The organism is Bowmanella sp. JS7-9, assembly GCF_004329715.1.
In the GTDB taxonomy this organism is placed as follows: domain Bacteria; phylum Pseudomonadota; class Gammaproteobacteria; order Enterobacterales; family Alteromonadaceae; genus Pseudobowmanella; species Pseudobowmanella zhangzhouensis.
Genome location: NZ_JXSY01000009.1, coordinates 1 through 12,871, shown reverse-complemented (window position 1 = coordinate 12,871; position 12,871 = coordinate 1). Strand labels below are relative to the sequence as shown.

Annotated in this window: 12 protein-coding genes; 1 reads left to right on the top strand and 11 read right to left on the bottom strand. The window is 50.5% G+C overall.

Features of this window, described 5'->3' with window-relative positions; genetic code table 11:
- Positions 1–219 precede the first annotated feature (219 nt).
- Positions 220–864, bottom strand: a complete 645-nt coding sequence (locus TK45_RS04965; RefSeq protein ID WP_131257535.1) for a DUF2987 domain-containing protein — start codon at positions 862–864, stop codon at positions 220–222.
- Between the two features lie 36 nt (positions 865–900).
- Positions 901–2,919 carry a GNAT family N-acetyltransferase gene (locus TK45_RS04960; RefSeq protein ID WP_131257534.1) on the bottom strand — a complete coding sequence of 673 codons (2,019 nt, stop codon included), beginning with the start codon at positions 2,917–2,919 and terminating at the stop codon, positions 901–903.
- 70 nt (positions 2,920–2,989) lie between these two features.
- Here TK45_RS04960 and TK45_RS04955 point away from each other — a divergent pair, with 70 nt between their 5' ends.
- On the top strand, positions 2,990–3,406 hold the full coding sequence (locus TK45_RS04955) for an acyl-CoA thioesterase (protein ID WP_131257533.1): 417 nt from the start codon (positions 2,990–2,992) through the stop codon (positions 3,404–3,406).
- Positions 3,407–3,442: 36 nt separating this feature from the next.
- Here TK45_RS04955 and TK45_RS04950 read toward each other — a convergent pair whose 3' ends face one another.
- The 9 genes from TK45_RS04950 to TK45_RS04910 form a co-directional block, all read right to left on the bottom strand.
- Complete coding sequence (locus TK45_RS04950) at positions 3,443–4,591, bottom strand: iron-containing alcohol dehydrogenase (RefSeq protein WP_131257532.1); 1,149 nt, start codon at positions 4,589–4,591, stop codon at positions 3,443–3,445.
- Between the two features lie 63 nt (positions 4,592–4,654).
- Positions 4,655–4,963, bottom strand: coding sequence for a metalloregulator ArsR/SmtB family transcription factor (locus tag TK45_RS04945; RefSeq protein ID WP_131257531.1), 309 nt, complete (start codon positions 4,961–4,963; stop codon positions 4,655–4,657).
- A gap of 54 nt (positions 4,964–5,017) precedes the next feature.
- A complete protein-coding gene (locus TK45_RS04940) occupies positions 5,018–5,233 on the bottom strand; it encodes a DUF2892 domain-containing protein (RefSeq protein ID WP_131257530.1) in 216 nt (71 codons plus the stop codon).
- A gap of 14 nt (positions 5,234–5,247) precedes the next feature.
- Positions 5,248–6,516: a hypothetical protein gene (locus TK45_RS04935; protein ID WP_131257529.1), complete on the bottom strand. Its 1,269-nt coding sequence runs from the start codon at positions 6,514–6,516 to the stop codon at positions 5,248–5,250.
- A 3-nt stretch (positions 6,517–6,519) separates the two neighbouring features.
- The gene (locus TK45_RS04930) at positions 6,520–7,314 is read right to left on the bottom strand and encodes an outer membrane lipoprotein-sorting protein (protein ID WP_131257528.1); all 795 of its coding nucleotides are present in this window, start codon (positions 7,312–7,314) and stop codon (positions 6,520–6,522) included.
- A gap of 10 nt (positions 7,315–7,324) precedes the next feature.
- Positions 7,325–9,820 carry an RND family transporter gene (locus TK45_RS04925; RefSeq protein WP_131257527.1) on the bottom strand — a complete coding sequence of 832 codons (2,496 nt, stop codon included), beginning with the start codon at positions 9,818–9,820 and terminating at the stop codon, positions 7,325–7,327.
- Between the two features lie 130 nt (positions 9,821–9,950).
- Positions 9,951–10,949, bottom strand: coding sequence for a transcriptional regulator (locus TK45_RS04920; protein WP_254426545.1), 999 nt, complete (start codon positions 10,947–10,949; stop codon positions 9,951–9,953).
- A 46-nt stretch (positions 10,950–10,995) separates the two neighbouring features.
- Positions 10,996–11,574, bottom strand: a complete 579-nt coding sequence (locus tag TK45_RS04915) for a hypothetical protein (RefSeq protein ID WP_131257525.1) — start codon at positions 11,572–11,574, stop codon at positions 10,996–10,998.
- Between the two features lie 145 nt (positions 11,575–11,719).
- A partial coding sequence (locus TK45_RS04910; RefSeq protein WP_131257524.1) for an NAD-dependent malic enzyme occupies positions 11,720–12,871 on the bottom strand: 1,152 nt, incomplete at its 5' end.

Below are 12,871 nucleotides of genomic sequence, written 5' to 3'. Positions count from 1 at the left end.
CAGCCCCGCAGGCTCCCAATTTACGGAAAAGCCCTTGTCGTAAGACAGGGGCTTTTTTGTTTGCATCCGAAAATCTAAGGTGGGCTACCCGAAGCTCACCGTTCTTCACTCCCATGTGAGATTAATCGCAGGGCGTTTTGGTTGTCGCGCTTGAAATCTAGCTGATGACTAAAAACAAGGCTATCCAATGGATAGCCTTTGGGGTAAGTGAAATGCTGCTTATTCGGGATTAATTTCCAGTGGGAGACGGCTAAACACCACCGTAGGATTTTGTTTATACATCTTTTTATTGCGCGTTATCGCAATGAGATTCTCGTCGTTGGTTTTATAAACCTTGTCGGCGATTTTTATATTGGCTGGTTGATCAAATTTAAACGAGAGGTCATCTGGGGTAGGGACGAACCAGGAGGCAGCACCAGCTATTTCATCGATTAACGCTTCGGTGTCCGTCAGAATCAGAAATAAATCCTGATATGACACTTCCAGTGTCTGCGGAGGGTTAACTTTTGCGCTTACACTCAGTGACACGTCTCCTTTCGCCTGATTAACCGCTAATTGAGCATGTTTTGCCTGTGCATCACTCAGGGCTGGAAGAATAAAGGTACCGTCCGCCTGAATATCAATTGGCATTTGCGGAGTACCATCAATTTCCAGCCATAATTTTACCGCCTCCAGTTTGATGGACTTACTCTGTGGAGTAACAAATGCACGGATTTCGGAGAAGGGGCTTTTGAGCTGGGTGGCTAATATTGCCATGCCGTTGAGTTCATCGTAATCAATCTTACGGCCGGTTTCGGGGTCCGCATGCACACTCTGACAGATTAAAAACAATCCAAACAATACATGGCTTCTACGCAGTTTCATAATGACTTCCCTGTGAAAAATGACAGGTGTTTAGTCTTAATTCTCTATATAAAGTTCGCTAACTAATTGTTTCAATTTGTGATTTAGCGTTTTTTGGCCATCGAGGCCAAAGTCTTTGGCGACAATAGTTACTGGGCGATGCATCAGGAGCAAGTCGATAAGTATGCGCACGGAGGTGTGATCCATGACTGTCGCGCGATCCACCAGAAGCTGGAGTAGTTCTGATTTCTGGCTTAATGCGGGCCTGCTACCGCGGCACAAATAGCTAAGGGCTGGCAAGGTGCGTTGTCTATCCGGTAAGCTTTGTAAAATCATCGTTAAGGTGTGCTTATTTATCTCTCGATAAAACAATCCGCATTTGATTTTATTGGCAAAGGCTTCGGTAAGTTTATCCAACGCCTGTTGGCCTTCGGTGTTTAATGGCAATGCCATGGCGATACTCACTTCACCACTTGACGCATCGGTCGATTCACCCAGATGTAAAGCCTGATAATGATTCGCCCGCCAAAATTCGACGAGAGAATGATTAGCGCCGAAAGTCGTACCAATAAGATCGAATTTTTGCGCTTTGGCCCAATTGGCGGCAAATGCTAATAAGCTACTGGCAATCCCGCGCCGCCTGCATGTTTCATCCGTTGCTATTCGGATTACTCGCGCATATCGGTACTGCAAGTACTCAGGTTGCGCGTGGTTATAGGCGAGTAGTTGCGGAAGCAGATAACCAGAGGGACGCCGATCACCAGAGCAGATTGACTCTGCCAGCTGAGTGAGATGGTCAGGCTCTTCAACCAACCACAGCGCTCCCTGCACGCATCCGTTATTTATGCGTAGTATCAGATGATTTTCCGGGCCATCCAACATACGTTGCAGATCATCCGGGGTGGTTTGGTAATGGGCATTAATTAATAACGTCCATACCGTCTTAAGTAACTGAGGCTCGACTGCCAGTTCCTGGCCGGAGAGCAGAACCATTCCATCTTGCCGCGAGACACAAGATGTCTCTGTGTCCATCAGCATCACTTGATTGGTTAATGACTCCAGAGGGCAGTTCTCAGCCCAGCGAACGGGTTGTTGCAACGTCATCAGTTGCCAATCGGGATAGTGTTTATTCAGATGGCCCGTGACGCGGATATCAAAGCCGCGCCCGGATCCCTCATAGCCATTCACTGTGGTGGCCATCACCACTTTTGGAAAGGATTGTAACAGGCGCTTTATCGCATCGGCGGGGAACATCGCAGCCTCATCAATTAACAGGCAGTGGGTATTCGTTGGACCACGCAGTAGTTCATCGACAGGTATAAATCGCACAGATGGGTGTGTGCAGTGCCCGAAAAATGTATTTAACTGGCGTCTGCTTGGTGCGGTCACTGTCACGTCCAGCCCACGTTCGGCCAGTGAATGGGCGATGATGCCAAGCGCGGTAGATTTACCGCGCCCACGATCGGCACGAAGCACGCAAGGTGGCATAACGTGTTGCTCAGCCCGACGACAAACCAGGTGAATGATGTCCCGTTGTTCGGTAGTTAGCTGAAATTGATCATGGGTTATCTGTTGAAGTGCATCGATGTGACCCGCTATGAACTCGTACGCGGACAGGCGCGATGCATAGGTGCATTGTTGAATGATCTGACAGAACAACCGGAGATAGGGGCTATCGTTTACTGAATGCTGAAAACCCACGCTGACGCGTTCTTTTAGCGCTGGATCTGGTGAGGACGGCCAGTCCGCTATGGGAGGACATAACAGGATAAACAGACCAGAACGCTTTACACAGGCTGTCATCGCGGAAAACGCTGAGGCCCGAAAGCCCTGATGGGCATTGAATATTACCCATTCGAATTCCTGACCCAAATGATGGCGAAATTGCTTAGTGCTGCCACTCGTAACTCCATCCAAGTGACAATTAAGGCTGAGTGCTGATGCGGGCGTGAATTTGTTGAGTAACCTCTGTGTCTGCTCGATAGCAAACGCCTCGCTACCTTCAATAACCAAGAATAAGCGATGGCCAGGGGCATCCTGCATGTTATTCAGCCAGTTGATCGCCTGTTCCAGCAATTTCCACCTCAGATTGCGACATTTCCACGTATAATTACCGCTAGTTTATTGAAAGTTAACGAGGAATACGATGCGCTTTTTGTCCCGACGGTTGGTGATGCCCAACGATTTAAATTATGCCAATGCGTTGTTTGGTGGTCGCGCGCTGGAGTGGATTGACGAAGAGGCGGCAATTTATGCCATTTGTCAGTTGGAAACTAATTTTCTGGTGACAAAACATATCGGTGAAATCAGTTTTGAATCCCCTGCGGTGCAGGGCGATATTGTCGAGTTTGGTCTGGCGACCAAATCGGTAGGGCGTACATCCATCACTGTGACCTGTCTGGTACGTAACAAAGCCACCAAGAAAACCATTTGTTACGCCGATGACATCGTTTTTGTGCAGGTTGATCCGGAAACAAAAACGCCTGTACCACACGGTAAAACACTGGAAATGCTGGAAAATCAGACCCGTGATGAGATCCGTAGTCTGAATATTGAGAGCTAACACCTACGAAAGAAAAAGCCGCATCAGCGGCTTTTTTTACATAGCGTTGCGGATGACGGTTTCGGCATCCTTGGGTGTGAGTTCGCCGCGCTCGCCAAACTTGAACATACCATTTTCCATTAATTTGCGTGGCACCAAGCGAACGGCGTCATCGTTGATATCATGTTCACTCAGGCGGGTAAGCATACCCATCTGGCGGAAAAAGGCCTCGGTATTGGCAATTGCCTGTTCAATCGCCTGTTCTTCGTCAACGAGATCCAAATGCCACACACGCTGCGCGTATTGTAATAATTTCTCGCGTTTGGCCGCTTTCGTGTGACGTAACATTGACGGTAACACGATAGCCAGTGTTACTGCGTGATCCAACCCATATAGCGCGGTTAGCTCATGTCCAATCATGTGCGTAGACCAATCTTGCGGCACGCCAACACCAATCAGTCCATTTAACGCCTGTGTCGCATTCCACATCAGGTTGGCGCGTGTGGCGTAATCCTTGTTGAATACCGTCGGGCCAATATCCAGCAGATTTTGTAAAATTGCCTCGGCAAAACGGTCCTGCACAGTGGCATTGACCGGATAGGTCAGGTATTGCTCGATGACGTGCACAAATGCGTCGACCACACCATTAGCCAACTGACGCTCAGGCAAAGAATAGGTGACTTCTGGATCCAGCACGGCGAACTGCGGGCGTACATGCTCAGACAGGAATGACAACTTTTTACCCAATGCACGGCGATTTACCACAGAGGCAATATTGGTTTCACTGCCTGTGGCCGGCAACGTGAGCACACAGCCTAGTGGCAGCGCGCTCTCCACTTTGGCTTGTTTTGCCAGAATATCCCATGGCTCACCCTCAAAATGGGCGGCTGCGGCGATAAATTTGACGCCGTCGATGACCGAACCACCGCCAACAGCGAGCAAATAGGTAAAGCCCTGCTGTTTAATCAGCGTTACGGCCTGCATCAGGGTGTCATATTCAGGGTTTGGTTCAATACCTGCAAACTCGCCCCACTCAACGCCATCCAGCGCCTGGCATACCTGCTCATACACACCGTTGTGTTTAATACTTCCCCCACCATACAACACCAATACTTTGGCATCCGTCGGCAGTTCATTTCGCAGTTGAGTGATAGTGTTTTTGCCAAAGATCACTTTAGTGGGATTGTGATAAATAAAATTGTGCATTAGGCGCCCTTAAAAAACACAAAAGGCCAGTAAACTGGCCTGCAGAAAAAGAATAAAACCGGATTACTCATCCGGACAGAATTTACTCTTTAACTGTTGAATAAATGTCATAGTGTCCGGATCACTGATGGAGTAGTACAAGGTTTGCGATTGCTTGCGGTACGTCACCAAGCCCTGACCGCGCAATACGGCCAGGTGCTGGGAAAATGCCGACGCACTCAAATCGAATGGTTCGATTAACTCACCCACGCTCATTTCACCATTCGCCAGGCGGCAGAGGATCTGCAGTCTGTGCTCATTAGCCATACAACGCAAAAACGTTGCGGCCATTTTGGCTTCGTCCTGATGTAAATGGGGGGCGGTGGTTTGCATACAGTACTCCTCGGATCTCACCGAATTGTGGCGCGTTGTGGCGAGCGAATCAAGTTATTTGCCGCTGGCCAGTTGCGCTTCAGTTTTCAGGCCGAATACTTTTTTCATAATGATGGTAGCCGGGCAAAAACCGGTGAAACTTTGTTGAAACAGGTTAGCGCCGATAAACACCGTAAACCATACAAAATTCGGATGCACGTAATAGGTCAGGGCAACCGATAACAACACCATAAAGCCAGCAAAAGCGGTTAAGGCACGTTCAACACTCATAAATTTCTCCTTGGTCAATAGGCATAGCGAATACGCAGCCAGACGTTGTTGTTGTCTTTGAACTGCGCAAAAAAGTCGTATTGGGTGTCCCCGCCAAACAAATTGGCGCCAGCGCTAAAACGCCACTGGTCATTCAGGCGGTAGCTGGCACTGGGACGCAGATAAAAATCCTTATCGCTTAGGGAATAGAAGCTAAACAGGGATAAGGTCCATAACTCGGCGCTGTCGCGCCATGTTAAGCGGTTAGTCAATACGCTGCGATTGTGGTTCGATTCCCACTGGGGAAACGGGCTGGCCGCGAGCAGTGCGCCGTGGTTGTTAGTGTGTTCCAGATACAATTGCACCCCGGCGGTTAAGCGAGTGACTAACTCCCACTCATAGCCAATTAGCACTAAGTCTTTGCTGTTACTAATCCGTGGATTGTGACCGTCGTTATCATCCGTGCTGCGGTGGCGGCTAAATTCGAAGTTGAACAGACCATCGCCGACTGGCAAACGCACCGATCCTCCCCAGGCAGTCAACGGGGCAAAATAGGGCAGGCCTGCTACTGTCAGACTTTTCGGACTTTTTTCATAGCCTTGATAGCCATATAGCGCCCATTCGGTGCCGTTGAGCGTTTTATACAAGCGCAACGCCCATTCGTCATCATTGGGTGTTTCCGCGTGAAATCCGGGCGCAATCGTAATGCCAGCCCACGGGCTGAAGAATGAAAACACCTCGCCATTGATGTAATTATCCGGGGTGAACTCTGGCATCCAGGCAATATCCAGATTGGCCCAGTCATGAAACGCGGTCAGGCGCACGGCATCAGCGGGTGCCTTGAGATACTCATCATCCTGGCCGGCGAAGAATGCCAGCCAATCTTTAGGGAACAGGTCGTTAAGGAAAACATAATCACCGGTGCCCCAGGTGAGTACCTGGCGACCTAGTTTAAGGTCAAGATGCTGTCCCAGACTTGTTTGAGCACTTAATTCGCGCCAGCCGGTCTGCCATTTTTGCTGCACGCCGTCGAAGCCCACATCTCCTTTCGCAGTCAGGCGCACGTCCTGCCAGCTATACTGGGATTCAATACGCACCCGCGCACCTGACAGGGTTTGACGTGAGTGCAAAGCAGATGATTGCAGCCGCCCACCCAGGCCGCCTTCAATAAATCCGGTAAACTGTAAGCCAGTTTCCTGCTCGGCCCAGTCGGTGTCCCAACTATCGTCGCCCCAGTCATCAGAATCTGATTGCTGGGCGAAACTGAGCGAACTAACCAGGCTTAATATCAGCAACAATCGCATGGTCTAGTCCCGCAGAGTTAACCAGTCAGTAGGCGGGTTGCGCAGGCTGCGCTCGCTGAAAATATCGTCTGGTAAACCCAGGTCATAGCTGACAAAGCGAAATTGCATCTCGGTCGAGCCACCACTTTGCAGATCCGATACCCGCGAGTGGGTCACGGTTGGATGCCCCTGAATGTTCTCGATTTTCAGGGCCTCCACGCGGCGGTATGGTTGATCACCGTTTTGGTAAAAGTTGATCAGCATGGGCAGTTTGGTTTGTTTGTCGATCTCCACTACATAGCGGTTGAATTCGACACTGGCAGGATCAGTTGGTTTGCCTTCCAGTACGTAGCGCTCGCCCTCGTCACTTAATAGCGTAAAGCTGTCCTCATCGGTACGGCGGCCCGATACATCTTCATAGAAAAAGTGAGAGCCCACGAATGATGTACGTTTATCGCCGGCGGAAATACGTTTGACCAAATCCAGACCGGGTAAATACAGCCAGCGATCGTCATCGCGTTCGACCTGTTTCACCACGCGAAATACCGTGTTACGTACATCAGACGGGCGGGAGAAAAACACCATCATATCCTGTGCGCCGCCGTCCTCGCGATCTTTACGCAGAATAATAAACTGACGGGTCTGGGTACGGCCTTGTGCGTCCTTAATCAACATGCGAGCGGCACTACGGCCATCATCGCCGGCGTAGTACGCAGCCAGTTCTGCTTGTTTGACAATTTCCCGGGCATCAATGTCTTGCGCACTGGCTGGTAATGCCATGGCGAACAGTAATGGGGCTAATAAGCGAATTCGTTGCATGATTAACTCCTTAAACACGGCGCTGTAACAGGGTCATTAAGGCTGGCAACATGATCAATGTTACCAGGGCTGAGACGGCCATAATGCTGGCGAGGAAAATCCCCACCGTGATGTAAGGCACCAGAGGTGCAAACAGTAACGGCGTGAAGCCCATAGCGATCACGATGGCATTGCGGCTGATGGCGCGGCCAGGCTCTTCGAACATCACCTGTAATGCAGTGCGCAGGTTGCCCGTATTGCGGTAGGTATCTCGCGCACGCTCGAGGAAGTGAATGGCGAAATCAACCGATAAGCCCAGTGTAAGAGAAGACAATACCGCAATCGGCATATCGTAATCCTTACCTATCCAGCCAATCAGGCCGTAAATCAGGCTGATGGTAATGGTCAGCGGTAACATGGCCAGCGTGCCATAGACCAGAGAACGGAACAGGATCACCATCATGATAAATACGGTGATGAAGGCACTGATAAGGCTGTCGAGCATTCCGGCCACCATGGCCTGTTGCCAGACTACATTCAGATATGCTTTGCCGGCCCAATCGTAGCGCAAACCCTCGGGTAGCGGATTCGTTGCCACATAGTCATCAACTAAATCGACTACCGCAGTCATATCCTGATTATCACCACTGGTTAATTGCAACCACAGCAGAGATTGTTGGTAGTCCGGGGTGACAAAGTGCCACAGGTCATCCGGGCGGTGTGAAGATTGATATTGCAACAATGCCTGCGCCACACCATTGGCGGTTGCTGGCAATTGATAGTCCGACTGCTCGCCGCTGCGCAGCTCACGATTGACGGTTTTCACTACATCGGTCAGGGAGTTGGACTTACCGACCAGGCCGCTTTGCTGCATATGCGCCTGCAGGCCCGCCATATATTCCAGTACTTCTGGCTGAGTGAACACTTTACTGTCGCGATTGATTTGCTCCAGCGACATCATCAGTTGTTCAAGCGCAGCCTGATCTGTGCTGTCAGTCATCTCAAACAGTTTGTCATCAATGGCGCTAATCGCTTGGTCCAGCCCCAGTGTTTTTAACGACTTCAGCCAGTTAGCCGAGGCTGAAGACATGCTGGACGCGGCCGTTTCCAGGGCACGATTGATTGCTGTATTAGGGGCCGTCGTTGATTGCAGGACTAAAAACGCATCGTAGGTACCGGCAAAGTGATCATTTAACACCCGGTCGGCAACGCGCAATTGATGGTCTTGTTTGAACCAGCGTACCGGATTGTCATTAATTTGAATCTTGCTGATCCCCCACACAGAGAAGGCGAAAATCAGCATAAATCCCATCAGCCATAATTTGGCATGGCTGCCAGCCAGTTTACCCAGCTTGCGCACCGCGCCAGCCAACTTGGATTGGGTCTCATCCGGCAAATGTTGTTGCATCTTATCCAGTGTGGCCGGGTTCAGGCTGACCAGATAGGCGGGAATAAACACAATGGTAATGACAAACGCTAACATGATGCCGAAACCGACAAATGCACCAAAGATCTGCACCGGTGGAATCGGCGTCAGCATCAGGGACAAAAAGCCCACTGTAGAGGTCACTGAGGTATACAACATGGGCGTGAAAAGGTGGCCGACGATTTCTTTAATCACCTCTTTTACAGACATGCCCGGGCGATAGCGATCAGCAAATTCCGACATGATATGCACCGAGTCCACCACGGCGATGGGCATCAGAAAAATGGCAATCATTGAGGACATAATGTGCACGGTGAACCCCATGCCGATCAATAACCCCATGGTGATCAACACGGTTGCCATTGCCACAATCATGGGGGCGGTAATAAAGGGCACGTTGCGGAAGAAAATGAACAGCAAAACAAAAATCATCAGGCCGGCCAGTGGCGCAGAGATCCCCATTTGCACAAACATCTCATAGCCAAAGCGGTCTTCTGCCACAGGCAGACCGGTGATATGCCATTGGTCTGTGCTACTCAGGCTATCAATGTGTGCCTGTAACTGGCGCGCGATGGCATAACTTTGGTTTTTATCGATGATGGGGACATAAATCGCGGCGGCTTTGCCGTCTTCGCTAACCAGAGTATTGAATAGCAAAGGCAAGCGCTCGACATTGCTGCGCAGTTGGGCGGCTTTTTCGCTGGTTTCGGGGACTTGCTTCATCATCCACTCGAAACGTATCGTTCCCGGGCCTTCCTGTGTGATGTTGTCCACCGCAGACAATGACATCAGATCTTGCACGATGACGCCGTCCAGCGTGGCGGCAAAGTCACTGACACTTTTTAGCGCGGCGAGTGATTCGGGGGTATAAATTCCATCGTTGTTAACCGCGCCGACCACAATCGCATCGTGCATGGCAAAGGTTTCGCGAGCCTGATTGTGGAAAATGCGTGCCTGATTATCTGCAGGCAGCATGTTTTCCGGATCGGTATCAATTTGAATGCGTGGCAGTTGTGCCACCATTACGGCAGTTAATAATGCGAGTCCCCAAAACACCCATTTACGACGGGCGATGGCCAAATGTAATACCCAGGCTTTCATCGTGTCCTTAGTTAAATTGCTACTAATTTAGATTGTTCTGAAATATACGCTGACGCATTTATTTTGTCATGCGCTAATTTAGATTTTTCTAAATTTTAAAAGAAAGAGTGTCACGTAGGATTGACGCGGATCAATCCTTTGGTGAACGGGTTGCCAGTGTCAGCCCAAGGCCAATAAAGACCGTAAAAACGAGGGCTTCCAGCATGCAGATTAGCAGGCTGATAAGCGGGGGTAACGGTGGGATATTCAACGATGCATTTGGGTACTGCTGTGCCAGCGCGAACAAGCTGCCAACCATCAATTGTCCACCAGAAAGTTGAATACAGGCACCGGTTAACACGCCGACTCCTGCCGAGATGGCAAATCGAAAGCGCCCCGGATGACCCAACAGCCAATAGGCCGAGCCGGCACTAAAACCGAGCAATAGTCCTTCCCATGCACCTGTAATCGTAGTGGGAACCTGACCGGTCAGTAACTGCAAGGTGTCAAATCCCACCAGTTTCACTAACGCACCAACCAGCATGCCGCCTATGGCGGCGCTGGCGATGGGAAGGATGGGAAACCGCATGTGGCGACTCAGCGCCACACCCGTACTGATCCCGGCGCTGCCAAGTAACGCCATAAACAGGGTCAGACTGGTAATGGTGATCAGGGTGGAGAACGCACCGGCATGTGGTTGCAGTTGCAGTAATCCCATCGCGATTAATATACCGCCAAACAGGCCTGCCAATGCGCCGCCGGCGAGACCACCGATAAACAGGCGCCATCCGGGATGAGCGATGGCCAGATAGCTATGCTGGGTGATTGCAGGCTGTGGATCGGTTTGCTCACGGCATTCGGCGATAAAACGGTAGCCATGTTTCGGCACTGTTTGGATAAAGACCGGGGCGGTGGCAGAGTCGCGTAACAGTTTGCGTAAGGTCTTGATACATTGGGTGAGCGCATCATCAGTCACCACAACCCCGGGCCACACAGAGTCAAAAAATACGTCTTTCGCGACCAGCTCACCCCGATGCTGGATTAATAAGATGAGTGCATCCAGATAGCGTGGATTAAGCTCCACGCGTTGGTCGTTCTCAAATAGCTGCCGATTCTGAATGTCGAGCGTAAAGGTGCCAAATTTGATCATCTGCAAAAACTAATTCTTTGAAATACTTTGCTTTTTACACTGTATCTTAATCTGTCTTAGCAGGGAAATCGCCACGCGCTGCGTGGTAAAACAGTGCACCAGCAGTGAGAAAACCGAGAATAAAGATACCGTTGCCAATAAACAGCATCATTGGCGTGCTGTAGGGCTGGCCCCAGCCGAGAATAATGGCAACAAGGGTAATTACACTTTGGGTCACGGCCATAATTAAACAGCATTTGAGCATGGCATTAGGTGTAAATCGCCCCGCCCATGCCATCACGACGCCAGCGACGAGGACCAGGGCGTAGATCAGATTGAGAGGCTCTGAGTCTCCACCGATAATCCCCACCGCCAGATTGACCCAGATAAGTAAAAACAAGGTAAACATCAACGCGATAGACGCCAGGCGAAAACTTGCGTTGGCTGACAGATGCACCAATCGATCCAGCGCCAGGCCGACGCTGCCGATCATGGCGGCGAAAACTGTAAAATCCAGCGCGGTCCAGTTCACTTCAGCGGTAAATTGCATGGCGATGGCGGGTAGTAACCACAGTAACAAGGCTGCGCCCCAAGCGAGCAGACGGATGGGATTAGCGTTCTTAATGGTCGGGATTAACATAGGCATGATGTGCTCCAGTTGAGTTTTGGGCAGGATGACATCGCGGGCACTGAAAAACCTGATAAAGACCTGAGATTTAGCTGAGCATTCGCTGATAAAAGGTCTGAAACAAAAAAGCCACCGGCTGGTGGCTTTTTGACAGGGCAATCGACTACACGCTAACCCGTCTGTATTGACGATAGTTAGGTTTCCAAAAGTTAGCTTCAATGCTCTGCTCCAACATCTCGTCACTCATTTCCAGTGCCAACCCTTGTTGCTGGCCGGTTTTCGCGACCGCAAAGGCAATTTGTTTACTCAGGGTCGCCAATTCGGTCAGTGGTGGCAGTAATTCTCCGTGACCGGTATTGGCTAGTGGAGACGCTGCCGCCAAGGTCTCACTGGCAATCAGCAGCATTTCATCGGTAATTCGGGTGAGCTTACCGGCAATAACGCCCAATCCCACGCCCGGGAAAATATAACTGTTGTTGCACTGCGCGACCGGATATTGCTTACCCTGATAGTTAATTGGTTTGAATGGGCTACCGGTGGCAACGATGACCTCGCCGTTTGTCCATTCGATTAAATCTTTCGGATGTGCTTCGATTTGCTTAATCGGGTTACTCAGCGGGAAAATAATCGGCTGCGGACAATGCTGATGCATGGCGCGCACGACTTGTTCGGTGAACAGGCGTGGCTGACCGGACACACCAATCAGAATGCCGGGCTTGGCACAGTGCATGACATCCAGCAGTGAAGGATAGTCGCCGCTATAGGTCCAGTCTGCCAGTGAATCTGTCGGCTGTGCCAATGCCTGCTGAAAATCACGCAGGCCCGGCATATCGCTGGTTAACAGGCCAAAACGATCCACCATGTAGATTTGTGAACGTGCCTGCGCCTCGCTCAGACCCTCTGCTACCATCTGGCAAATGATTTGCTCGGCGATGCCGCAACCAGCCGAACCGGCGCCAACAAATACCACTTTTTGTTCGGACAATCGCGCCTGCTTAGTGCGGCAGGCTGCCAGCAAAGTACCGACCGTGACGGCGGCAGTGCCCTGAATATCGTCATTAAAGCAACACACCTGATCCTGATACTTTTTCAGAATCGGCATCGCATTCGGCTGGGCAAAATCCTCGAACTGAATCATGGCATTGGGCCAGCGGCGTTTAACGGCATTGATGAATAATTCGATAAACTCGTCGTATTCATCCTGGCTGATACGTTTATGACGTGAGCCCATATACATAGGATCAGCCAGTAGTTTTTCGTTGTTGGTGCCCACATCCAGCATAATTGGCATGGTATAGGCGGGGCTGATCCCGCC